The sequence below is a fragment of the Lentzea aerocolonigenes genome, assembly GCF_000974445.1.
Lineage (GTDB): Bacteria > Actinomycetota > Actinomycetes > Mycobacteriales > Pseudonocardiaceae > Lentzea > Lentzea aerocolonigenes.
Genome location: NZ_BBOJ01000021.1, coordinates 65,592 through 87,286, shown reverse-complemented (window position 1 = coordinate 87,286; position 21,695 = coordinate 65,592). Strand labels below are relative to the sequence as shown.

The following is a 21,695-nucleotide window of genomic DNA, read 5'->3' as shown; positions in this document are numbered from 1 at the left end:
GCGGGAAGCGTTGCAAGAAGTTTCGCGCCGAATTCGTCCGTGGAGCGTACGGCTCAGTCCTCTGTGGTCCTTTTCGCGCCGTTGTGCAGACCTGCCGCGGCACCCATACGGTCGTGGCAGGAGGTCGGCGATGCGAAGCCAGTACGAGTACCTGGCGGTGCTGGGTGTGTGCCTGCTCATCACGATGCCGCTGGAGTGGATGGGCCGCGGTGTGTACCGGCGCGGGAGTGAGCTGCTGCGGGCGGTCACACCTGTGCTGGCCGTGCTCGTGGTGTGGGACGTCATCGCGATCATGCGCGGCCATTGGAGTTTCCACCCGGAGGCGACCACCGGGGTCGAGATCGGCGGCGTGCTGCCGATCGAGGAGGTGCTGTTCTTCGTGGCGATCCCGATCTGCGCGCTGCTGACCTACGAGGCGGTGCGGGAACGTTCGGAACGTTGGTTGCCGAATGGTTGAGGAGTACCTGCTCGCCGCGTCCGCTGCGTCCGTCGTCGTCGTGCTGCTGGAGCTGTGCGTGTTGCGCACCGGGTTGTTCCGGCGGCCCGCCTACTGGATCACGATGGTGATCGTGCTCGGGTTCCAGGTCCTGGTGGACGGGTGGCTGACGAAGCTCGACGCGCCGGTCGTGCTGTACGCGGACTGGGCCATCAGCGGCGTGCGCGCGCCGTGGGACATACCCGTCGAGGACTTCCTCTACGGCTTCGCCATGATCACCGCGGTGCTGCTCCTGTGGGAGCGGGGGAGGACGGCACGTGAACAAGCTTGAGGTGCCGGGGAAGTTCGACCGGGCCGCACGCGGCTACGACCTGCTCGTCGGGCTCAACCCCGGCTACCACCAGGCGTTGCGCCGGTCGGCACGGGCGCTCGGGCTGCGGCCGGGCATGAGGGTGCTCGACCTCGGCTGCGGCACCGGTGCCTCCACCGCGGCGCTGGTCGCGGCCGTGCCAGGCCTGGAGGTCGTCGCGGTGGACGCGTCGGAGGGAATGCTCTCGCGGGCACGCCGGAAGCGCTGGCCCTCGACCGTCCGGTTCGTGCACAGCCGTGCCGAGGACGTCGACGAGGGCGAGTTCGACGCGGTGTTCGCCGCCTACCTGGTGCGCAACCTGCCGGACCCGGACGCCACGTTGCAGCACGTGCGCCGGCTCATGAAACCCGGTGCGCCACTGGTGCTGCACGAGTACTCGGTGCGCGACTCGTGGCTCAGCACGGCGTTGTGGACGGTGCTGTGCGGCGTGATCGTGCCGATCGGCTGGCTCGTGACCGGTGACCGGTCGCTCTACACCTACCTGTGGCGCAGCGTGATCGACTTCGACGGCGCGAGCGCGTTGCGAGATCGGCTGCGGCGCAACGGTTTCGTCGGCGTGCGCAGCGCCCCCGTGCCGGGTCTTCAGCTCGGCGTCGTGCACACCTTCACCGGTCAGGAGCCGCAGCGGTGAGAGATCCCAGGGCGGTGCGGATTCCCGCGCCTGCCGGACGCGCACAGTTCTCGGGCGACGCGCCCGTGGTCGTCGTGGTGGGCGGAGGGATCGCGGGCCTCGCCGCGGCGACTCCGCTCGCCGAGCGCGGGGCCCGGGTCGTGCTGTGCGAACGCGAGAACTACCTCGGCGGACGCGTCGGCGGCTGGAGCACCAGGCTCGCCGACGGCAGCGAGGTCACCATGACCCGCGGTTTCCACGCGTTCTTCCGGCAGTACTACAACCTGCGGGCGCTGCTGCGCCGCGTCGACCCGTCCGGTCGCGCGCTGACCGCCCTGCCGGACTACCCGCTGTGGCACGCGTCCGGGCACCGCGACTCGTTCGCGGGCCTCCCGACCGCCGTGCCGCGCAACGCTTTGGCGTTCCTGCGCCGCAGCCCCACGTTCCGCTGGCGTGACCTGCCCGACGTCGACGCACGGGCCGCGCTGTCGCTGCTGGACGTGTCGGTGCCGCGCGTGTACGCCGAGCTCGACGGCATGGACGCGGCCGCGTACCTCGAGAACCTGCGGTTCCCCCGGGCCGCGCACGCGCTCGCGTTCGAGGTGTTCTCCCGCAGCTTCTTCGCCCATCCCAGCCGGATGTCGGCCGCCGAGCTCGCGGTGATGTTCCACATCTACTTCCTCGGTTCCAGCGAGGGCCTGCTGTTCGACGTGGCGGCGGACCCGTTCCCGCACGGCCTGTGGGACCCGCTGGGACGCCACCTCGCCCAGCTGGGCGCGACGATCTGCACCGGCGTCGAGGTCAGGTCGGTCCTGCCGGGCGAGGAGAAGCGGTTCTCCGTCACGATCGGCAGCGGCGCGGTCGAGGCCGACGCCGTGGTGCTCGCCGCGGACGTGCGTGGCCTGCGCACCGTCGTCTCGGCCTCGCCCACCCTCGGCGACGCGACGTGGCGGGGCCGGGTTTCGTCCTTGCGGACCGCGCCGAGGTTCCTGGTGTCGCGGTACTGGCTCGACCGCCCGGTGGACGCGGACCGTCCGGGCTTCGTCGGCACCAGTGGGTTCGACCTGCTCGACAACATCAGCGTGCTCGACCACTACGAGCACGAGGCACGGGCGTGGGCGGCGCGCACCGGCGGATCCGTCGTGGAGCTGCACGGCTACGCGCTCCCGTCCGATGTGGACGAAGCAGACGCGCGCCGACGGCTCTGGGAACAGCTCACCGAGGTGTACCCGGAGATCAAGCGCGCGGAGGTGGTCGACGAGCGGCACGAGCTGCGGGAGGACTGCCCGTTGTTCCCGGCGGGCGGCTACGCGGACAGGCCGGGTGTGCGCACGCCGGACGACTTCCTGGTGGTGGCGGGAGACCTGGCGCGGATCGACCTGCCGGTGGCGTTGATGGAACGGGCGGCGACCACGGGGTTCGCGGCGGCCAACGAGCTGTTGACGCGTTGGGGTGTCGCGGGGGTCGACCTGTGGTCGGTGCCGGTGGAGGGGCGTGTGCCGGTGCTGCGGTCGGTGGCGCGTCGATGGAGGACGTTGTGATTGCTGTCTGGCAGGCGCCAGCCGAGGAGCGTGCGCTGTGATCGTCGTCGTGGGCGCAGGCCTCGCGGGCCTCAACGCCGCCCTCGAACTCACCGCGGCCGGCGCCGAGGTCACCGTCCTCGAAGCCGCGGACGAGGTCGGCGGCCGCGTGCGCACCGACGTCGTGGACGGCGTCCGCTTCGACCGCGGCTTCCAGATCCTCCTGCCCGCCTATCCCGAACTGCGGCGGCTGGCGCTCGACCCGTTCCCGCTGCGGCACCTGCGGCCCGGCGTGTTCGTGCACGACGACGGCCGGCACGACCTCCTCGCCGATCCCCGCAGCGGGCGCAGTGCGTGGGACGGCCTGATGCGCCAGCACCTCCTGGGCGCGCGGGATCTGCTGGCGCTGTCCAGGTTCTCCGCGCAGGACGCCTTCGGACCGGTGCGGCTCAGCGCGCCCGACCGCACCACCCGCGACGAGCTGCGGCACCTCGGTCTCACCGAGAGTGCCGTCGAGAAGGTGTTGCGGCCGTTCCTCTCCGGCGTGTTCCTCGAACCTGAGCTCAGAACGTCGTCGCGGTTCTTCCACCTGGTGTGGCGCAGCTTCGCGCGGGCCGGCGCCGCCGTGCCCGCGCTCGGCATGGGCGAACTTCCCAAGGCCATGGCGGAACGCCTGCCACAACACACGATCCACTTGGAGACCGCCGTCAAAGCCGTGCACGACCACGGCGTCGACCTGGAGGACGGCCAAAGGATCACCGCCGACGCCGTTGTGGTCGCCACGGACGGCACCACCGCGGCACGGCTGCTGCCGGGGCTGGCCGAACCTCGCTGGCACGGCGTCACCACCTGGTACTTCCGGCCGGAGCGGTCACCACTGCGCGACGGATGCCTCGTCGTGGACGCTCAGAGAGGCCCGGTCGTCAACACCGCCGTCATGTCCGAGGTGTCGCGCCCGTACTCGCCGAAGGCTCCGCTGGTGCAGGCCTCCGTCGTGGAAGACGCCGGAGAACAGGACGTGCGCGCGCACCTGAACCGCCTCTACGGCACCGATACCAGCCGGTGGGAAGTGTTGCGACGGTACGAGATCCCGCACGCGCTGCCCGCGATGGACGCACCTCACCGCCTGAAGAAGTCCGTGCGCGCGGGCGCAGGACGGTACGTGTGTGGTGACCACCGCGACACCAGTTCCATCCAGGGCGCGTTGCACTCGGGGCGCCGGGCGGCACGAGCTGTGCTCGCGGACCTCAAGCGATGACGCTGCTGTTGTTCGGCGACCAGCTCGGCCCGCACTTCCACACCGGGCACGACGAGATCGTGCTGATCGAGTCCGCCACCGCGTTGCGCCGCAAGCGTTACCACCGGCAGAAGCTGCACCTCGTCCTGTCCGGCATGCGTCATCTCGCCGCCGAGTTCCCCGACCGCGTCACGCTGGTGCGCGCCAACACCTACCGCGAAGCGATCCGTGATCTCAACAGACCGCTCACCGCCTACCAACCCGGTTCGTTCGCCGCTCAACGGATGCTGTGCGAACTCGGCGTGCAGGTCCGGCCGACGAACGCGTTCGCCCTCTCCCGTCAGGAGTTCACCGCCTGGGCCGGAGGACGCGAACGGTTCCTGATGGAGGACTTCTACCACTACCAGCGCATTCGCTTCGACGTGCTGATGGACGGCGCGGATCCGGTGGGCGGCAGGTGGAACTTCGACGCCGACAACCGCGAGCCCCCGCCCAAACGCACGCGGCTCGGCGTGCCGGCACCGTGGTGGCCGGAGGAGGACGCCATCGACGCGCAGGTGCGCAAGGACCTCGACGCGATGAACCTGCCGACGGTCGGCAAGGACGGCCCGCGCCGGTTCGCCATCACGCGGGCGGAAGCGTTGAGCGCGTTGGAGACCTTCGTACTCGACCGGCTGCCGCACTTCGGTCCGCACGAGGACGCCGTGCTCACCAAAGACTGGACGATGGCGCATTCGCTGTTGTCCGTGCCGCTCAACCACGGGCTGCTCCACCCGCTGGAGGTCGTCTACGCGGCGGAGGACGCCTACCGGTCCGGCGATGCGCCGCTGGCCGGTGTCGAGGGGTTCGTGCGGCAGGTGCTGGGGTGGCGCGAGTACGTGTGGCACCTGTACTGGCACCTCGGCGCGGAATATCGGCACTGCAACGATTTCGACGCCAAGAACCCGCTGCCGCAGTGGTGGGCGGAGCTACGTCCGGGGGCCATCCGCGCGGCCTGTCTCCGGACCGCGCTGGAAGGCGTGCGCGATCACGGCTGGGTGCACCACATCCAGCGGTTGATGGTGCTGGGCAACCACGCTTTGCAACGCGGCTACGACCCCGCCGCGCTCAACGACTGGTTCATCACGTCGTTCGCCGACGGGTTCCCGTGGGTCATGCCGGTGAACGTGATCGGCATGAGCCAGCACGCGGACGGTGGTGTGATCGCGACCAAGCCCTACCTCAGCGGCGGTGCCTACCTCAACCGGATGACCGACCACTGCGGCACCTGCTGGTTCGATCCCAAGCGGCGCACGGGAGAGCGCGCGTGCCCGTTCACCGCGGGCTACTGGGCGTGGCTCGACCGGAACCGGGAACGGATGCGCGGCAACCACCGCATGGCACGCGCCGTGCAGGGCCTGCACCGCCTCGCGGATCTCGACGAGGTCCGCGAGGCCGAACGCGACCGCGAGATCTTCTAACGCACGCGGCTGAGCACCACGCTGACCGCTTCGGGCAGCGTGGCCGGTCGCCGCACGGACGACGGCAGCGCCAGTCCTTCCCAGCCCGGCCCCGCGACGGCGAGCAACGCGTCCGACCTCTCGCTCAACTCCTCCAGCGGCACCCGTTCGGCGAGATCCGCCCGGTGCGCCCAGATCAACGCGACCGCGGGACGCAACCGCACCACCGCGTCGCACAACGCCTCGGCCGGCACCCTCGCGCCCAGACCGCGCCACAGGCAGTCCTCTTCGGACAGTGCGGCTCCCAGCGCCTCCAACGCCAGCACGTGCTGCTCGTCCGGCGCACACGACAGCAACGCCGCGAGCACGCCAGGTCTGCTGGAGCGCTGCACACCGCGCAACGCGTGCAGCACGCTCGCGCTGGCCAGGTGCTCCACCTCGACACCGCGGCCACGACCGGTGACCAGGTCGCCGAGTTCCACCAGGCACGGCACGAACACCGACTCCCACGCGGAGACCACGCCGTGCTCGGTGACGAGCTTGGTCGCCAGATCCATCATCAACGGCTCGTCGAGCCGCTTGGCGGCGGCGAGGAAACCCCGCTGGGCGGCCCCGGCGTCGTCCACCGGGATGCGCGGGGTCCCCTGCCGGGCAAGAGGTTCCTGGCGCGCCAGTTCGGCGGCTGCGGCCGGTGCGACGCCCTGACCCGTCAACGTGACCATCCGCCGCAGGACCTCGACGTCCGCGTCCTCGTAGCGGCGGTGACCACCTTCCGTGCGAACCGAGGGACCGAGGCCGTAGCGCTGGTCCCACGTTCTCAGCGTGACAGGGGAGACGCCGAGCATCGCGGCGACCGCGCGCGGCGCGTAGGTCACGACTCGCGGGCACGCTCGGCGAGCATCGCCCGCAGTTCGCTCTCGCCGAGACCGCCCCAGATGCCGAACGTCTCGTGCACCTCCAACGCGTGCGCGCGGCACTGCTGCATGACGGGGCAGCGCTGGCAGATCGCCTTCGCCGCCGCCTCCCGCGCGTCGCGCGCGGCGCCGCGTTCGTTCGGCGTGTGGAAGAAGGCGGAGCTGTTCATGCCCCGGCACAGGCCGGACAGTTGCCAGTCCCAGGACTCCGTGACTGGTCGTGGCAAACGGGACAGTTCAGGCATGGCGCACGTCCTTGGTCGAGGGAACCCCGCTGACGTGACCCATCCTAAAATCGATTCAAAATCGTTTCAACTCGACTCGCTCAATCGGGGAACCGGCCACTGCGCCGCAGGGCGTACCGGCGTTCGGCGTAGGCGAGGTCGTCGCGCCACAACCGGGCGGCCGCCCACCTCATCACCGGCCGCAACGCCCCGGCGGCGGGCCTGGCCAGCGCGAACCCGCGCCGATCGGAGTGCGCGATGGTCGCCTCGACCACGGCGGTCCTGCCCTCGCGGATCGGCGTCGCGTGCGTCTCGACGACGCTGCCCTCGCCCTCACCCTCGACGATGTGCATGACGACGGTCCGCGGCTCGGGGCAGGTGAACGCGGCGACGACGGGCACGCCGATGCGGCCCGCGACCCGGAACGTGACCTCGACCAGGAACCGGTCCAGCTCCTCGACCGGCGTCTCCAGCACGCGCAGGTTCGCGAACGAGTACGGGTGGAACCACGCGCCGTGCCACGGGTCGAGCCGGTTCGCCACCACGTCCTCGGGATCGCAGCGGCCGATGAGCGTGGCGACCGCGTCGATCGCGCCCTCCGGCGGCCGCGCGGGCAGCACCGGCGCGGGCAGCGGCTCCTCGCCGCCGGCCTCGTCCAGCCGGACCCACACGAGCACGCCGTCGTCGTGCGCGGGATAGGGCGTCCACGAACCGAAGCGCTCGCCGTTCAACGCGAGCCCGTGCCAGCGGCAGATCAGCTCGCCCCCGGCCACCGCGCCGTCGCACAGCGGCGCGCCGAGGTGCGGGCACGACCCCGAGCCCGCCATCAGCACGTCGTGCGGGCCGCGCCACAGCACGACCTCCCGGCCCGCGATCGTGCGGCCGCACACCGTGCCGCGCACCACGTCCCTGCTCGCTCCGGCGACGAACCAGTTGCCGGACGGCCGGGCGGTGGCGCGTTTCAGGGCGGCCTCGATCAGCGCGGGTTTCGCGTCCTGCCACGTCGGCCGCTGCTCGCGCCACGGAGGGCTGGAGTAGATCCGCAACGGAAAGCGCATGGGGGTCCTTTCACGCGGTTCGGGCGAGAACCGCCCTGGCGAGAGCGGGCAGGGCGACAGCGAGCCGCCTGCCGTTGGAGACGACGACACGACGGGACAGCACGTCGCAGTCGGCGTCCTCGACGAGGTTGAGAATGCGTCCGTACAGCCGGTACGCGGTCATGACGCACGGACGGGAGCGCGGTGCGAGCATCGCGATACCCGGCCACGCCCGCGTGTACACCTCCCGCGCGCGCCGGACCTGGTCGCGCAGCGCCGCGCGCACCTTGTCGTCGGCACGTCCGGACGCCCGCGCGTGCAGCAGCCGTTCCCGGTCGACGCCGAACGCGGCCAGCTCGTCCGCGGGCAGGTAGACCCGGCCCCGGTCGAGGTCCTCGCCGACGTCGCGGATGAAGTTGGTGAGCTGGAAGGCGATGCCGAGCGCCGCGGCGGCGGGCTCCGCCTCCTCGCGGGGCGCGCTCGTGCCGAGCACCGGCAGCACCTGCAACCCGATCACCGCGGCCGATCCGTGCACGTAGCGTTCGAGGTCGGCGTAGGTGGGGTAGTCGGTGACGGTCAGGTCCATCCGCATCGAGGCCATGAAGTCGTGGAAGTGCACCGCCGGGATGTCGTAGCGGTGCACGGTGTCGAGCAACGCGGCGAGCACCGGGTCGTCCGTCGTCCCGCTCGTCAGCGCGGCGTTCAGCCGGGCGTCGATGCCGTCGATCGCGGTGATCTTCTCGTCGAGTCCACTGTGGACGTTGTCGACGATGTCGTCCACCCAGCGGGCGAACCCGTACAGCGCGTGGACGGCGGGCCGTTGCTCCGCGCTGAGCAACTTCGTTGCGAGGTAATAGGTTCGCCCGTGCTCGGCGTTGAGCGCACGGCAGCGCCGGTACGCCTCACGCAGTGCGGGTGCGGTGACGCCCGCGGCGTCCAGTTCGCGCTCAGCCGACATTCCTCCACGCTAAGTCGGTGAGTTGCCTTCTGCACAACGACGGCACTCATCATGCAGACCTCCCGAAGCGCTGCTTAGCTCGGAACATGTCGATGCTGACCAGCGTGGACGCTCACACGTCGCAGGTGGACGACTTCGCCGTCCTCTTCGACAGGGCGTTGCACGACTTCCTGAGCACGAGGCACGACCACGCGCCCGAGCTCGCCGACGAGCTCCGCGGGATGGTGCTGGCCGGCGGCAAGAGGATCCGTCCGACGTTCGCGTGGTGGGGCTGGCGTGCCGCGGGAGGCGCGCACCGGGCGGACGCCGTGGTGCGCGCGTTGGTGGCGTTGGAGGTGCTCCAATGCTGTGCGCTGGTGCACGACGACGTGATGGACCGCTCGCCGACCCGTCGCGGCAGGCCGTCGGTGCACGAGGTGTACGCCGCGCGGCACCGGCGCGAGCGCTGCGCCGGAAGTGCCCGCCAGTACGGCGACTCGGCGGCCGTGCTGGTCGGTGACCTCGCGCTGGCGTGGGCCGACGACGCACTGGTGACCGCCGGTCTGCCCGCGGACGCGCTGCACCGGGGGTGGGAGGCGTGGCAGGCCATGCGCACGGAGATGATCGTGGGCCAGCACCTCGACCTGCTGGCGGTGGCCCGGCGCGACGAGTCGCTGGAGCACGCCATCCGGGTGGCCGCGCTGAAGACCGCCGCGTACACCGTGGAACGGCCGCTGCACCTCGGCGCCGCGCTCGCGGGTGCGTGTCCCGAGGTCGTCGAGTGCCTGCGGGAGTTCGGCCACGACATCGGGGTGGCGTTCCAGCTGCGCGACGACCTGATCGGCGCGTTCGGCGACAGCGCGGTCACCGGCAAGCCCGTCGGCGAAGACATCAGGGAGGGCAAGCGGACGCCGTTGATGGCGATCGCGCTCTCCCGCGCGCAGGACAGACCGGCCGCGCTGGGACTTCTGCGGCGCTGTCTCGACGGCGGCCCGGTCAGCGTCGACGAGGTGCTCGCGGTGCTGGTGGAACTGGGCGCTGTGGCCGCCGTCGAGGAGCACATCGAGCTGCTCGCGGCCTCCGGGCTCGCCGCGCTGGAGCGTGCCGTGATCGAGGACGACGCACGCCGGGCGCTGGTCCGTCTCGCGAACCGCGCCGTGACGCGGACGACCTGAGGAGATCTTCGTGGTGCACGTCGTGAAAGGCCGCACGGACCGCGTGGTCGTGGTGGGCGCGGGACTCTCGGGGCTGTCGGCCGCGCTGCACCTGCGCGGGGCGGGGCACGAGGTGACCGTGCTCGAACGGCACCCGCACCCCGGCGGCCTGGCGGGCAGGCTCGACGTCGGTGGCCACCTCATCGACACCGGCCCGACCGTGCTCACCATGCCGGAGCTGCTGGACGAGGCGTTCGCCGCCGTCGGGGCGCGGCGGGAGGACCACCTCGAGCTGCTGCCGCTGCACCCGGCGTACCGGGCGACGTTCGCCGACGGCAGCGCGCTCGACGTGCACACCGACGCGGCCCGCATGGAGCAGGAGATCAGCGACTTCGCCGGTGGCCGGGAGGCGCAGGGCTACCGCGAGCTGCGCGCGTGGCTGCACCGGCTCTACGAGGCCGAACGCGAGAAGTTCATCGGCGCGAGCTTCGACTCGCCGCTCGACCTGCTCGGACCGGAGCTGCTCACGCTGACCCGGCTCGGCGGGTTCGGCTCGCTCGACAAGGCCGTCGGCCGGTTCCTGCACGACGACCGGTTGCGGCGGGTCTTCACCTTCCAGTCGCTCTACGCCGGTGTCGCCCCGCGCGACGCGCTCGCCGCCTACGCCGTCATCGCCTACATGGACACCGTCGCGGGCGTGTGGTTCCCCCGTGGCGGAATGCGTGCCGTGCCTCAGGCCCTCGCCGACGCGGCGGCGAACGCGGGCGTGCGGTTCGAGTACGGCGTGGAGGTCGAACAGCTCGAACGCGCGCGCCATCACGTGTCCGCCGTACGTACCGCCGACGCACGTTTCCCGTGCGACGCGGTCGTGCTCGCTTGTGGCCCCGCTCAGAGCACGCGGCTCCTGCGCGGCGAACCGCGGCGGATCACGCCGCTGCGGTGGTCGCCGTCTGCGGTGGTGGTGCACCTCAGCGCATCCCGTGTGGTGGACGACCTGGCCCACCACACGATCTCGTTCGGCGGCGCGTGGGACAGCACGTTCGACGAGATCATCCGGCGCGGCGAGCTGATGAGCGATCCGTCGTTGCTGCTGACCACGCCGACGTTGACCGACCCCTCGCTCGCGCCTTCCGGCAGGCACCTGCAGTACCTGCTGGCGCCGTGCCCGAACCTCGACCGCGCGCCGATCCGCTGGGAGGCGGTGGCCCACCGCTACGCCGACGAGCTGATCGCCGAGATGACGGCGCGCAAGCTCGTCGCCGACGCCGAACCGCTCGCCGTGGTGACGCCGGAGGACTGGGCCAGGGACGGCCAGGCCGCCGGCACCCCGTTCTCAGCGGCCCACACGTTCGCCCAGACCGGCCCGTTCCGCCCGAGCAACCTTCCGTTCCGCGACGGCAACGTCGTGCTGGCGGGCAGCGGCACCACGCCGGGCGTCGGCATCCCGCCGGTCCTCATCTCCGGCAGGCTCGCAGCGGGGCGTCTGCACCGCTGAGGCGGCTCGTGCCTCTACGGTGGTCACCGGCAGAGCGGCGAAACCGGCGTGAGGGGCGGGACCTGGCGTGACGTCGTGGATCGAAGTGATCAACTATGTCCGGCTGCGGTACGAGGTGCTGGAGGAGACCGGCGACTGGCTGCGCTTCCGGCTCGGCACGTCCGGGGAACGGACCCAGCAGGTGACCCTGCACCACCTCCCCGACCTGGACGGCGCCGAGTGGGTGGAGATCTCCTCGCCCGTGGGCCGCGTCGACGAGGTCGACCTGCGCCGCTTCCTCGAGCTGGCGGGCGTGCCGGAGGTCGGTGCGGCGGCGGTCGTCGACGGGCTCGCGCTGCTCAGGCACATGGTCCCGCTGGAGGACATGAGCGTCCGGGAGGAGTTCGAGCGCCCGCTCACCCTGCTGGTCGCCCGTGCCGACGTGATGGAGCACGAGCTGACGAGCGGGGACCACTTCTAAAGCAGTGCGTCGAGCAGCTGCCGCGGCGTCTCCAGCTGCGGCAGGTGCCCGGTGCGGGGCAGCAGGGTGAACGTCGCCGCCGGGATCGCGGCGGCGTAGGCCTTGCCGTACTCGGGGGTGACGATGCGGTCGCTCTCGCCCCAGAGCACGCGGACGGGGATCCGCACGTCGCCGAGCCGTGCGGCCAGGCCGGGGTCGGTCATCGACGGACCGGTGTAGCCGATGAGCGCCAGCACGTCCGGGCTCGGACCCGGTGCGGCCGGTGTGGGCGCCTTGCTCGGGTCGTGCCACGAGTGCGCCTGGATCTCGGCGAGCGTGAAGCCGCTGATGTCGGTCATGGGGTGGCCTTCGACCTCGACGCCGATCCCGTTGACGATCACGGCTGCCGTGACGCGAGGGCTCGCGGCCAGGGCGATCTCTGCTGTCAGCCAGCCGCCGAACGAGTTGCCGATCACCGTCACGTCGGTGAGGTCCTGCTCGTCGAGCATCGTGACGTAGTGGCGTGCGAGCTCGCGCACGCCGGTCAGTTCCGCGGGCCTGGGCGTGCCGCCGAACCCGGGATGGGTCGGTAAGAGCACCTGGGCACCCGTGCGGTCGGCCAGCAGGTCCGCGAACGTCTTCATCGTCGCAACGCCGCCTCCGCCGTGGAGGAGAAGATATGTAGTCATGTAAGGAACCTTAGATAAGGTTCCTTATCTAAGCAAGATGGCTAGGATTCCGGTTGTGAAGCACCGCCCCGCCGACGTCGCGCTCTCCGTGAAGCGCCTGCAACACCGCCACCACCGCGCGCTGAGCCAGGCGCTGGCGCCGTTGGGTCTGTCGCTCGTCCAGTGGGACACCCTGCGCCACCTGCACCGTCAGCCCGACGCGTCGCTGCACGACCTCGCGGTGCTGACGTTCCAGACCGACCAGTCGTTCGGCTCGCTGGCGGTGCGCATGGCCGAGCGCGGGCTCATCGAACGGGTGCAGGGGCCGGGCAGAGCGGTGCGTCACCGGCTCACCGAGGAGGGTGCCCGGTTGCGGGCGGAGGGGCAGGACCTGGTCGACGGCGTCGTCGAGTCGTCGTTCAGCGCGCTCTCGGCCGAGGAGCTCGACCAGTTGGGCGACCTGCTCGCCGTCGCTCTCGAGTCCTAGGACAACAGCTTCGCCGCCGCCCACCGCACCGCGTCGGCGGTGTCGGACGGCGAGCTCGACGGCTGCATCACGTGGCTGAGCACGTGCCGGACGACCAGGTCGACCGCGATCTCCAGCTCGGGTGGGGTGATCTTCAGCTCGTACCCGCTCAGGCAGCGCACCACCACGGCCTTCGCCGCCTCCAGCAACCCGTCCGTGTGAGTGGTGAGCAGGGGCAGCAACTCGGTGTTCGCGCCGTGCGTCGCGGAGACCACGGCGTGCAGCAAGGCGTTGCCGCGCGCCAGGTCCAGCACGTCGTGCACGGCGGCGTGGATCGCGTCCAGCACGTCGTCCGGGTGCTCGTCGAACGCGGCGGTCACCACCGTGAGGAAGCGGTCGAGCTCCGCGAGCACGACCGCCTCCGCCAGCTGGGGCTTGGCGCCCACCTCGTTGTAGACGGTCTGCCTGCTCACGCCCAGCTCGGCCGCCAGCCGTGCCATGGTGACCGCCTGCCAGCCCTGCTCGGTGATGAGCTTGGCGGTGACCGTCAGGATCGCGTCCCGCAGGGGTGTCATGGAGCTCCGATGGAAACGAAGTCGACCTTTTCGCGCACGCCGCAGTCCGGGCAGCACCAGGAGTCCGGCACCGCCGACCGCGGCGTTCCCGCGGGGAAGCCCTCACGGGGAGCGCCGACCGCGGCGTCGTAAACGTAGCCGCATCCCGGGCACCGGCCACCTCGGGCGTCCCCGGTGAGCGTGATCGTGTCCGGCCGCGTCCGCTCGGCCGTCGCGGGCGGCACCGGGTAGCGGGCCAGCACCTTCGCCCGAGCGGGCGGGTGGATGTTCGCGAGGCTGATGTCGCCGCCGAAGTGGTGGAGCACACGCGGATCCATGACCCGGCGCCACAACGGCGGCACCAGCGCGAGCAGGATCATGCCGGCGTACCCGGTGGGCAGCACGGGGGACTCCTCGAAGTCCCGCAGGGTCTGGTAGCGCCGCACGGGGTTGGCGTGGTGGTCGCTGTGCCGTTGCAGGTGGTACAGCAGGACGTTGGTGGCGATGTTGTTGGAGTTCCAGCTGTGGCTGGGGTTCACCCGCTCGTACCGGACGCGGCCCGGCACACCGACCTTCTGCCGCAGCATGCCGTAGTGCTCCATGTAGTTCACGATCTCCAGCAACGAGAAGCCGACCACGGCCTGGAGGACGAGGTACGGCAGGATCCCGGCGCCGAGCCACCAGATCATCGCGCCCCACAGCACGGCCGACATCAGCCACGCGTTCAGCACGTCGTTGCCGATCCGGTACGGGTGACGGTCACGGCGGCCGTAGCGCTTCTTCTCCAGCCGCCACGCGCTCTTCACCGATCCGGCGACCGTACGCGGCCAGAACCGGTAGAAGCTCTCACCGACGCGGGCGCTGGCCGGGTCCTCCGGCGTCGCGACGCGGACGTGGTGACCGCGGTTGTGCTCGATGTAGAAGTGGCCGTAGAAGCTCTGCGCCAGCGCGATCTTGGACAACCAGCGCTCGTGGCTCTCCTTCTTGTGCCCCAGCTCGTGCGCCGTGTTGATGCCGATGCCACCGATGCAGCCGATCGACACCGCCAGGCCGATCTTGTCCACAACGGACAGACTGCCGTGCGCGATCATCCAGAACGCCAAGGTGAAACCGGCGTACTGGATCGGTAGGAACAGGAACGTGATCCACCGGTAGTAGCGGTCTTTTTCGAGTGCCTCGATCAGCTCGTCCGGCGGGTTCGAGCGGTCGAGGCCCGCGATCAGGTCGATGGCGGGGACGATCACCAGCACGACGACCGGGCCGATCCACAGCCACCCGCCCCACCCGGTCAGGGCGTGCAGGCCCAGGGCGACGAAGGCGAGCGACGGGACCACCAGGCCGATCAGCCACAGGTAGCGCTTGTGGTCCTTCCACTGCTCGGTGGAGCCGGGCGTGACAGTGCCTGTCATCTCGATCCTCCCGTCGCCGGTTTGACAAAACCGTAGGAGATGTAAAGCGACTTGACAAGTGGGGCCGAGATGTAAAGTGCTCACGCGGTCGACTCGCGCACCACCAGCCTGCACGCGTGCCGCACCACCCCCGTCGCGGGAGTACCCTCCATCGCGGCGAACAGGTGAGCCACCGCCGTGGCGCCCAGCTCCTGGAGGTTGAGGTCGATCGTCGTCAGCGGCGGTTTGCAGTCGGCGGCGAAGATCTCCCAGTTGTCGTAGCCGACGATCGCGATGTCGTCCGGCACCCGCCGCCCCAGCTCGGTGAGCGACTGGGCCACGCCGCTCGCGATCTGGTCGTTGCCGCAGAAGATCGCGTCGACCTCGGGTGTGGTGGTGATCAGCAGCCGGGCGGCGTGCCTGCCCCAGCGCTGCGACCACTCGCCGTGCAGGGGTTGCCCACCGGCGAGGGGGAGGCCGTGTTCGGACAGGACCGTGCGCACGGTGGTGGCGCGGTCGCGGGCGGCGCGGTAGGACTGCGGGCCGGTGATGTGGGCGATGTTCCTGCGGCGCAACGTGATCAGGTGCTCGATCGCGAGTCTGGCGCCGCCTTCGTCGTCGGAGGCCAGGCTCAGGTCGGACGGGTTGGTGGAGCGGCAGTACACGTACACCGCGGGAACCGGGAGGTCGGCGGCCAGGGACGCGCGGACGTCGTTGCTGTCGCCCACGACGATGAAACCGTCCACCTGACGTGCCAGCAGTGTGCGGAGGTGGTGGTTGCGGCGGATCGCGTCGCCGCGCGTGTCGCACAGCAGGATCGACATCTCCCGGTCCGACAGGACGTTCTCGGCGCCGAGCAGGATCGGGATGGCGAACCGGCCGTCCAGCTCGTCGGTGAGCAGGCCGATCGCTCTGGTGCGGCCGGCGACCAGGCCCTGCGCGAGAACGTTGGGGCGGAAGGACAACTCGGCCGCGGCGCGCAGCACGCGGGCTCTGGTGGCCGTGGCCACCTCGCCGCGGTCGTTGATCGCTTTGGACGCGGTGGCGATGGACACGCCTGCCCGCTTGGCCACGTCTCCGAGCGTGACCGCTTCCGACCGTCGCCTGCCCATCGAAATCCTTTCGAATGAGATTCGACCGAGTATTCGATTGCTTCTGCTCCTGATGGCGCATTGTCGAAATCGTTTTCGGTCTCCAGAGTGCGTTGTGTGGCAACGATGCGCAACACCCAGCCGGTCCGCGGGCCGGTCGTCCCGTCCCGTGGACCTCTCCGTCCACTCGGGACAGACGAGGTGCGCATCACCGGTGGTTTCTGGAAAATCCGGCAGCACGTCAACGGCGAGGCGACGCTGGGGCACGCGCTGGAGTGGATGGACGAGCTGGGCTGGACCGGCAACTTCACCACCGTCGCGAACGGAGCCGGGTCGCGGGAGCGCAAGGGCCGGGAGTTCTCCGACTCCGAGGTCTACAAGATCGTCGAGGCGATGTCCTGGGAGCACGGGAGGTCTCCGGCCGCCGGTCTCGACGCCCGCATCGAGGCCCTCACCGCCGACATCGCCGCCGCGCAGGCCGAGGACGGCTATCTCAGCACCGCGTTCGGCAGGGACTGGCAGCGACCGCGGCACAGCGACCTGGCCTGGGGGCACGAGCTCTACTGCACCGGGCACCTGCTGCAGGCCGCCGTCGCCAGAACGAGGACGGCGGGCGAAGGACCGTTGCTGGAGGTCGCCCGGCGCGCGGCCGACCACGTGTGCGAGGTCTTCGGCCTCGACGGCACGGGGATCTGCGGGCACCCGGAGATCGAGACGGCGCTGGTGGAGTTCGCGCGGCTGACGGGGGAGCAGCGCTACCTCGACCAGGCCGCGCTGTTCGTGGACCGGCGCGGTCACCGCAGCCTGCCCGCCCACGAGTTCGGCTGGTCCTACTTCAACGACGACGTCCCGGTGCGCAAGGCGACCGTGTTGCGCGGACACGCCGTGCGCTCGCTGTACCTCGCGTGCGGCGCGGTCGACGTCGCGGTGGAGACCGGTGACGACGACCTGCTGGGCGCGGTCGCGGCGCAGTTCGACCGCACGTGGGCCCGTCGCACGCACATCACCGGCGGGATGGGGTCGAGGCACCAGGACGAGGCGTTCGGCGAGGACTTCGTGCTGCCCGCCGACCGGGCGTACGCGGAGACGTGCGCGGGTGTCGCCACGGTCATGCTCGCGCAACGGTTGCTGCTCGCCACCGGCGAGAACCGGTACGCCGACATCGTGGATCGCGTGCTGCACAACGTGATCGCGACGGCGATCGATGACGACGGCCGGAGCTTCTTCTACGCGAACACGTTGCACCAACGCACCCCCGCGCAACCACCGACCGGCGGCGAGCGGCTCGACGTCAGCGGCGGGCTGCGGGCGCCGTGGTTCGAGGTGTCGTGCTGCCTGCCCAACACCGCGCGGCTGCTGGCGAGCCTCTCGTCGTACCTCGTCACCGCGGACGACACCGGCCTGCGGCTGCACCAGTACGCCGACTCCGACGTCGAGACCACGCTCGCGGACGGACGTCCGGCCGGGCTCCGAGTGCGCACGTCCTACCCGGACGACGGAGACGTGGCCGTGCGGGTGACCAGGAGCGGCGGCAACCCCTGGTCGATCAGCCTGCGCGTGCCCGAGTGGGCGACCGGCGCGGTGCTCGTCGTGGATCACGAGCGCCGCCCGGTCGCACCTGGTGACGCGGTCGTGACGCGCGACTGGGCCGTGGGGGAGGAGATCCGGCTCGAACTGCCGATGCGGCCGCGGTTCACGTGGCCGGACCCGCGCATCGACGCCGTGCGCGGATGTGTGGCCGTCGAGCGCGGTCCGCTGGTGCTGTGCGCCGAGTCGCTGGGGGAGTCCGATCTCGACGCACTGCGGGTCTGCACCGGGCACGGTCCCGAGCCGTCGGGTGACGGTGCCGTGGTGCGGGCGAGGTTCGACGCGTCGCCGGACTCGGCGTGGCCGTACGGCGAACCGTCCGGCCGGCCGGGAGCTCCGGTGGCGTTGCACCTCACGCCCTACCACCGCTGGGCCCGCCGTGGTCCGTCGACCATGCGGGTCTGGATGCCCACTGCGTAACCACGTCTCAAAGGAGAGACCGTGAAAGCGATGCTCGCGGCAGTCCTGCTGGTGCTGGCCACCGCGGCCTGCGGTGCGGAGAAAACCGGTTCCGCCGACGACGGGACGACCCTCACGCTGTGGACGCGCGCGGCGACCGAGGCGGTGTCCAAGGCCTACGCCGACGCCTACAACGCGGGCCACCGCAACAAGATCGAGGTCGCCGCGTACCCCAACGAGGAGTACCCGGCGAAGCTCGCCTCTGCGGCCGGTGCGAAGTCGTTGCCCGACCTGTTCGCCGCGGACGTGGTGTTCGCGCCGCAGTACGCGGCACAGGGTCTGTGGGCGGATGTGTCCGAGCAGTTCAAGTCCTTGCCGTTCAGGGACTCCGTAGCCCCCTCCCACGTCCGTGCGGGCACGTGGGAGGGCCACAACTTCGCGGTGCCGCACACCATCGACCTGTCGGTGATGCTCTACAACAAGGACCTCTACACCAAGGCGGGCCTCGACCCGGAGAAACCACCGCGCACCCTCAAGGAGTTCGCCGAGCACGCCCGCAGGATCGACCAGCTCGGCGGTGACGTCCACGGCACGTACTTCGGCGGGAACTGCGGTGGCTGCATCGAGTTCACGCTGTGGCCCTCGGTGTGGGCAGCGGGCGGCGAAGTGCTGGACGCCGACGGCCGCAGCGCGCGCGTCGACTCGCCAGCCATGGCCGAGGTGTTCGCCGTGTACCGCGACCTCTACGACCAGGGCGTCGCGTCGCCGGGGTCGAAGAGCGAGGCCGGACCGACGTGGCTCGGCGCGTTGCAGGGCGGCAAGGTCGGCATCGCGCCCGGACCGTCGGTGTGGCTCGACGCGATCGAGGCCAAGGGCGTCAAGACCGGCATCGCGCCGATCCCCGGCATCAACGGCGGCGAGTCCACGTTCGTCGGCGGTGACGCGATCGGCATCGGCGCCACGAGCACGAAAGCACAGCAGGCGTGGGACTTCCTGGCCTGGACGATGTCGGACGAGGCCCAGGTCGAGGTCATCGCCAAGCGCAAGGGCGTGCCCGTGCGCACCGACCTGGCCGCCAACAAGTACTCCTCGGCCGACCCGCGGCTCGTCACCACCAACGGGTTGGTGGCCAAGGGGAAGACGCCGTACGCCCGCAACTTCAACGCCACGTTCAACGACCCGCAGGGGCCCTGGCTGACCACCGTGCGCGGTGCGCTCTTCGGTGACGCCTCCGCCGCGCTGCTGACGGGCAACGACGCGATCACCAAGTCGCTGCGGCAGGAGTGAGAGATGCGCGGACGAGCGGCGACAGGGGCCTTGTACGCCACCCCGGCGGCGGTGCTGGTGGGGTTGTTCTTCGTGGTTCCGCTGCTGCTCGTCGCGTGGATGTCGCTGAACCGCTGGCCGTTGCTCGGCGCACCGAGGTTCAACGCCCCGGCCAACTACACGGCGATCGCGGACAACGCGTTGCTGACGGATGCGGCCTGGTTCACGATGAAGTACACGGTGATCATCACGGTGCTGCTGTTCGCCATCGCGTTCGGGCTCGCGTTGCTGGTGCAGAACCGGCGGCCCGGTGTCGGGTTCTTCCGGACCGCCTTCTTCCTGCCGATGGCGGTCGGGTTCGCCAGCGCCTCACTGCTGTTCCTCGGCCTGCTGAGCGAGGAGATCGGGCCGGTTCCGGTGAGCGGGGACAGCCCGGCGCTGGGATCGGCCGTGCTGCTGGTGCTGTGGAGGTTCGCGGGGTTCAACATGCTGATCCTGTTGACCGGGTTGCAGGCCATCCCGGTCGACGTCTACGAGGCCGCGCGCATCGACGGCGCCACCCGCTCGCAGATGTTCCTGCGGATCACCGTGCCGTTGATGCGTCCGACGATCGCGCTGGTGCTCACGATGATGGTCACCGGGTCGCTGCTCGCGTTCGACCAGTTCTGGATCTTGACGCGCGGCGGCCCGGACAACAGCACCACCTCGCTGGTGATGGTGATCTACCGGGAGGCCTTCATCCGGCTGGACCTCGGCTCGGCGGCCGGCATCTCCGTGGTGCTGCTCGTGCTCCTCGCGGTGCTGAGCTCGGTCCAGCTCGCCGTGCTGCGGAGGCGGTCGGCATGAGGACCTCTTACTACGTCACGGGCACCGCGCTCGCGGTCCTGTTCCTGTTCCCGCTGGTGTGGAGCGGCTGGGCGTCGGTGCGCACGGACACCGGGTTCGGCCTGGAGAACTACGCCCGGCTCTTCACCTCCGCCAACGGGATCCGCCCGGCGCACGTGCTCAACAGCGTGATCGTCAGCGCGCTGACCGTGGGCGGCACGCTGGTCGTCGCCACGCTCGCGGGTTACGCGTTCGGCCGGTTCCGCTTTCCCGGACGCGACGCGCTGTTCCTGCTCACGCTCGCGATCCTGATGGTGCCGTACGCGACGATCCTGATCGCGCTGTACGTGCTGCTCGGCTGGCTGGGCCTGGAGGACTCGCTGGTCGGCCTGAGCCTGGTGCTGATCGTCTTCCAGTTGCCGTTCTCGGTGTTCATGATGCGCAACAGCTTCGAGGCAGTGCCGATCGAGCTGGAGGAGTCGGCACGCGTCGACGGCTGCACGAGCTTCGGCACGCTGATGCGGATCATGGTCCCCGCCGTCCGCCCCGGCCTCGTGACCGTGGGGCTGTTCGCGTTCCTCTCGTCGTGGAGCGAGTTCTTCGCTCCGTTGATCCTGCTCAACTCCACCGGCAAGTTCACCGCCATCCTTGCCGTGGTCAACATGCGCACCGCCAGTCACGGCTCGATCGACTACGCCGCCCTGGAGGCGGGCGTGACGTTCATGGCCGTGCCCTGCCTGGTGCTCTTCGCGTTCCTGCAACGCAGCTACGTCCGGGGATTCACCTCGGGCGCCCTGAAAGGCTGAGGAGATCAGCATGATCCGATGGTGGAAAGGATTCGTGGCCGCGCTGTTCGCGGCGGTGATGGCGGTGGGCGTGGCGTCTCCTGCGAGAGCCGACACGTGGAACCCGCCCGCGAACCTGGTGACCCCGTTGAACCAGGTGTGGCAGCACGTGGAGAGCACCTACGGCGACCTCTACGGCTTCCGCAACTACGGGTGGGACCAGCTCTTCACGAACAAGGGCTATCTGAACTTCTGCGTGCGCTGGGACTCGCCCCAGCCGGTGACCGCGCAGCAACGCGACGCGGTGCACGCCCAGCTCGCCCGCCAGTACAAGAAGTGGATGGACGCGATGGCGGGGCACAACAACTTCCCGTACGCGTCCGTGCCGATCAAGGTCGTCGGCTGGGCCGTGCGCGACCGCAACCAGCTGCAGTGGAACGACAACTCCGTCGACATCTACGTCAACGACATCAGGGAGAACGCGCCGCAGTGCGCGGAGGGCTGCGGGAGGTTCTTCAACCGCAACGGTTCGTACCCGCGCTGCCCCGGTGGCGTCGCGCGGCACTACGACCAGTCGTTGTGGCTCACGGCCGGCTTCGGCGGCGGCGCCGGCGGTGACTGGGGTCAGCGGATCGGCAGCGAGTACTTCATGGGCAACCTGAACGCGTCGGACGTGCACATCTTCCTGCACGAGGTCGGGCACACGTTCGGGCTGGACGACTTCTACGACTGGACACCGAGCGGTGTCGACAGGTTCATCATGAAGGCCGGCAGCTCCACGGTGATCACCGAGTTCGACAGGTGGATGCTGCGCGACTGGTGGCGTCACCTGAAGAACCGGTACGGGTTCTAGG

General features: G+C 70.4%; 23 protein-coding genes. 15 read left to right on the top strand and 8 right to left on the bottom strand.

Annotation, left to right across the window (positions count from 1 at the left end; translation table 11 throughout):
• The first annotated feature begins 130 nt into the window (after positions 1 to 130).
• From AOM45_RS35405 to AOM45_RS35380, 6 genes are read left to right on the top strand one after another with little or no spacing between them, the layout of a single operon-like run.
• Entirely contained in the window at positions 131 to 457 is a 327-nt protein-coding gene (locus AOM45_RS35405) for a lycopene cyclase domain-containing protein (protein ID WP_030468487.1), read from the top strand.
• Positions 450 to 767: a lycopene cyclase domain-containing protein gene (locus AOM45_RS35400; RefSeq protein ID WP_030468486.1), complete on the top strand. Its 318-nt coding sequence runs from the start codon at positions 450 to 452 to the stop codon at positions 765 to 767. The genes AOM45_RS35405 and AOM45_RS35400 overlap by 8 nt, the downstream gene beginning before the upstream one ends.
• Positions 754 to 1,437, top strand: coding sequence for a class I SAM-dependent methyltransferase (locus AOM45_RS35395; RefSeq protein ID WP_030468485.1), 684 nt, complete (start codon positions 754 to 756; stop codon positions 1,435 to 1,437). The genes AOM45_RS35400 and AOM45_RS35395 overlap by 14 nt, the downstream gene beginning before the upstream one ends.
• Positions 1,434 to 2,957 carry an FAD-dependent oxidoreductase gene (locus tag AOM45_RS35390; protein ID WP_051783699.1) on the top strand — a complete coding sequence of 508 codons (1,524 nt, stop codon included), beginning with the start codon at positions 1,434 to 1,436 and terminating at the stop codon, positions 2,955 to 2,957. The genes AOM45_RS35395 and AOM45_RS35390 overlap by 4 nt, the downstream gene beginning before the upstream one ends.
• Positions 2,958 to 2,994: 37 nt before the next feature.
• Positions 2,995 to 4,194 (top strand): NAD(P)/FAD-dependent oxidoreductase, encoded by a 1,200-nt coding sequence (locus AOM45_RS35385; protein WP_030468483.1) that lies wholly within the window; start codon positions 2,995 to 2,997, stop codon positions 4,192 to 4,194.
• Entirely contained in the window at positions 4,191 to 5,633 is a 1,443-nt protein-coding gene (locus AOM45_RS35380; protein WP_030468482.1) for a cryptochrome/photolyase family protein, read from the top strand. The genes AOM45_RS35385 and AOM45_RS35380 overlap by 4 nt, the downstream gene beginning before the upstream one ends.
• Here the strand turns inward: AOM45_RS35380 and AOM45_RS35375 are convergent.
• The 4 genes from AOM45_RS35375 to AOM45_RS35360 all read right to left on the bottom strand — a co-directional run bounded on the left by AOM45_RS35375 (position 5,630) and on the right by AOM45_RS35360 (position 8,745).
• Positions 5,630 to 6,487 carry a MerR family transcriptional regulator gene (locus AOM45_RS35375; protein WP_030468481.1) on the bottom strand — a complete coding sequence of 286 codons (858 nt, stop codon included), beginning with the start codon at positions 6,485 to 6,487 and terminating at the stop codon, positions 5,630 to 5,632. The genes AOM45_RS35380 and AOM45_RS35375 overlap by 4 nt on opposite strands.
• Positions 6,484 to 6,771, bottom strand: a complete 288-nt coding sequence (locus AOM45_RS35370) for a WhiB family transcriptional regulator (RefSeq protein WP_030468480.1) — start codon at positions 6,769 to 6,771, stop codon at positions 6,484 to 6,486. Before AOM45_RS35370 ends, AOM45_RS35375 begins: the two co-directional genes overlap by 4 nt.
• An 80-nt stretch (positions 6,772 to 6,851) precedes the next feature.
• The gene (locus tag AOM45_RS35365; RefSeq protein WP_030468479.1) at positions 6,852 to 7,808 is read right to left on the bottom strand and encodes a Rieske (2Fe-2S) protein; all 957 of its coding nucleotides are present in this window, start codon (positions 7,806 to 7,808) and stop codon (positions 6,852 to 6,854) included.
• 10 nt (positions 7,809 to 7,818) lie between these two features.
• Positions 7,819 to 8,745 carry a phytoene/squalene synthase family protein gene (locus tag AOM45_RS35360; protein ID WP_030468478.1) on the bottom strand — a complete coding sequence of 309 codons (927 nt, stop codon included), beginning with the start codon at positions 8,743 to 8,745 and terminating at the stop codon, positions 7,819 to 7,821.
• 92 nt (positions 8,746 to 8,837) lie between these two features.
• Between AOM45_RS35360 and AOM45_RS35355 the strand changes: the two genes are divergently transcribed.
• From AOM45_RS35355 to AOM45_RS35345, 3 genes are all read left to right on the top strand, one after another.
• Positions 8,838 to 9,899: a polyprenyl synthetase family protein gene (locus AOM45_RS35355; protein WP_081902215.1), complete on the top strand. Its 1,062-nt coding sequence runs from the start codon at positions 8,838 to 8,840 to the stop codon at positions 9,897 to 9,899.
• Between the two features lie 13 nt (positions 9,900 to 9,912).
• Positions 9,913 to 11,373, top strand: coding sequence for a phytoene desaturase family protein (crtI, locus tag AOM45_RS35350; RefSeq protein WP_035910635.1), 1,461 nt, complete (start codon positions 9,913 to 9,915; stop codon positions 11,371 to 11,373).
• 67 nt (positions 11,374 to 11,440) lie between these two features.
• Positions 11,441 to 11,833, top strand: a complete 393-nt coding sequence (locus AOM45_RS35345) for a hypothetical protein (protein ID WP_030468475.1) — start codon at positions 11,441 to 11,443, stop codon at positions 11,831 to 11,833.
• Here AOM45_RS35345 and AOM45_RS35340 read toward each other — a convergent pair.
• Positions 11,830 to 12,501 (bottom strand): alpha/beta fold hydrolase, encoded by a 672-nt coding sequence (locus tag AOM45_RS35340; RefSeq protein WP_030468474.1) that lies wholly within the window; start codon positions 12,499 to 12,501, stop codon positions 11,830 to 11,832. The two genes, AOM45_RS35345 and AOM45_RS35340, sit on opposite strands and share 4 nt — an antisense overlap.
• A 55-nt stretch (positions 12,502 to 12,556) precedes the next feature.
• Between AOM45_RS35340 and AOM45_RS35335 the strand changes: the two genes are divergently transcribed.
• A complete protein-coding gene (locus tag AOM45_RS35335; RefSeq protein ID WP_030468473.1) occupies positions 12,557 to 12,967 on the top strand; it encodes a MarR family winged helix-turn-helix transcriptional regulator in 411 nt (136 codons plus the stop codon).
• Here AOM45_RS35335 and AOM45_RS35330 read toward each other — a convergent pair.
• From AOM45_RS35330 to AOM45_RS35320, 3 genes are all read right to left on the bottom strand, one after another.
• Positions 12,964 to 13,521, bottom strand: coding sequence for a TetR/AcrR family transcriptional regulator (locus AOM45_RS35330; RefSeq protein ID WP_030468472.1), 558 nt, complete (start codon positions 13,519 to 13,521; stop codon positions 12,964 to 12,966). The genes AOM45_RS35335 and AOM45_RS35330 overlap by 4 nt on opposite strands.
• Positions 13,518 to 14,909: a fatty acid desaturase gene (locus AOM45_RS35325; protein ID WP_030468471.1), complete on the bottom strand. Its 1,392-nt coding sequence runs from the start codon at positions 14,907 to 14,909 to the stop codon at positions 13,518 to 13,520. Before AOM45_RS35325 ends, AOM45_RS35330 begins: the two co-directional genes overlap by 4 nt.
• Positions 14,910 to 14,989: 80 nt before the next feature.
• Entirely contained in the window at positions 14,990 to 16,000 is a 1,011-nt protein-coding gene (locus AOM45_RS35320; RefSeq protein ID WP_030468470.1) for a LacI family DNA-binding transcriptional regulator, read from the bottom strand.
• 105 nt (positions 16,001 to 16,105) lie between these two features.
• Between AOM45_RS35320 and AOM45_RS35315 the strand changes: the two genes are divergently transcribed.
• Genes AOM45_RS35315 through AOM45_RS35295 form a run of 5 tightly spaced genes read left to right on the top strand, consistent with a single transcriptional unit; the run spans position 16,106 to position 21,694 of the window.
• The gene (locus AOM45_RS35315; protein WP_030468469.1) at positions 16,106 to 17,986 is read left to right on the top strand and encodes a glycoside hydrolase family 127 protein; all 1,881 of its coding nucleotides are present in this window, start codon (positions 16,106 to 16,108) and stop codon (positions 17,984 to 17,986) included.
• A 30-nt stretch (positions 17,987 to 18,016) separates the two neighbouring features.
• Positions 18,017 to 19,252, top strand: a complete 1,236-nt coding sequence (locus AOM45_RS51295; protein ID WP_051783729.1) for an ABC transporter substrate-binding protein — start codon at positions 18,017 to 18,019, stop codon at positions 19,250 to 19,252.
• A gap of 3 nt (positions 19,253 to 19,255) precedes the next feature.
• Positions 19,256 to 20,077, top strand: a complete 822-nt coding sequence (locus tag AOM45_RS51290) for a carbohydrate ABC transporter permease (protein WP_030468467.1) — start codon at positions 19,256 to 19,258, stop codon at positions 20,075 to 20,077.
• Positions 20,074 to 20,862 (top strand): carbohydrate ABC transporter permease, encoded by a 789-nt coding sequence (locus tag AOM45_RS35300; RefSeq protein ID WP_030468466.1) that lies wholly within the window; start codon positions 20,074 to 20,076, stop codon positions 20,860 to 20,862. The genes AOM45_RS51290 and AOM45_RS35300 overlap by 4 nt, the downstream gene beginning before the upstream one ends.
• A 10-nt stretch (positions 20,863 to 20,872) precedes the next feature.
• Positions 20,873 to 21,694, top strand: a complete 822-nt coding sequence (locus AOM45_RS35295; protein WP_035910597.1) for a hypothetical protein — start codon at positions 20,873 to 20,875, stop codon at positions 21,692 to 21,694.
• The last annotated feature ends 1 nt before the right edge of the window (position 21,695 follow it).

Bases quoted from the DNA above. Each gene is read 5' to 3' on its own strand.
- AOM45_RS35300 (WP_030468466.1), top strand. From the start codon at position 20,074: ATGAGGACCTCTTACTACGTCACGGGCACCGCGCTCGCGGTCCTGTTC.
- AOM45_RS35400 (WP_030468486.1), top strand. From the start codon at position 450: ATGGTTGAGGAGTACCTGCTCGCCGCGTCCGCTGCGTCCGTCGTCGTC.
- AOM45_RS35355 (WP_081902215.1), top strand. From the start codon at position 8,838: ATGCTGACCAGCGTGGACGCTCACACGTCGCAGGTGGACGACTTCGCC.
- AOM45_RS35340 (WP_030468474.1), bottom strand. From the start codon at position 12,501: ATGACTACATATCTTCTCCTCCACGGCGGAGGCGGCGTTGCGACGATG.
- AOM45_RS35320 (WP_030468470.1), bottom strand. From the start codon at position 16,000: ATGGGCAGGCGACGGTCGGAAGCGGTCACGCTCGGAGACGTGGCCAAG.
- AOM45_RS35325 (WP_030468471.1), bottom strand. From the start codon at position 14,909: ATGACAGGCACTGTCACGCCCGGCTCCACCGAGCAGTGGAAGGACCAC.
- AOM45_RS35315 (WP_030468469.1), top strand. From the start codon at position 16,106: ATGCGCAACACCCAGCCGGTCCGCGGGCCGGTCGTCCCGTCCCGTGGA.
- AOM45_RS35360 (WP_030468478.1), bottom strand. From the start codon at position 8,745: ATGTCGGCTGAGCGCGAACTGGACGCCGCGGGCGTCACCGCACCCGCA.
- AOM45_RS35330 (WP_030468472.1), bottom strand. From the start codon at position 13,521: ATGACACCCCTGCGGGACGCGATCCTGACGGTCACCGCCAAGCTCATC.
- AOM45_RS35295 (WP_035910597.1), top strand. From the start codon at position 20,873: ATGATCCGATGGTGGAAAGGATTCGTGGCCGCGCTGTTCGCGGCGGTG.
- AOM45_RS35380 (WP_030468482.1), top strand. From the start codon at position 4,191: ATGACGCTGCTGTTGTTCGGCGACCAGCTCGGCCCGCACTTCCACACC.
- AOM45_RS51295 (WP_051783729.1), top strand. From the start codon at position 18,017: ATGCTCGCGGCAGTCCTGCTGGTGCTGGCCACCGCGGCCTGCGGTGCG.
- AOM45_RS35365 (WP_030468479.1), bottom strand. From the start codon at position 7,808: ATGCGCTTTCCGTTGCGGATCTACTCCAGCCCTCCGTGGCGCGAGCAG.
- AOM45_RS35405 (WP_030468487.1), top strand. From the start codon at position 131: ATGCGAAGCCAGTACGAGTACCTGGCGGTGCTGGGTGTGTGCCTGCTC.
- AOM45_RS51290 (WP_030468467.1), top strand. From the start codon at position 19,256: ATGCGCGGACGAGCGGCGACAGGGGCCTTGTACGCCACCCCGGCGGCG.
- AOM45_RS35370 (WP_030468480.1), bottom strand. From the start codon at position 6,771: ATGCCTGAACTGTCCCGTTTGCCACGACCAGTCACGGAGTCCTGGGAC.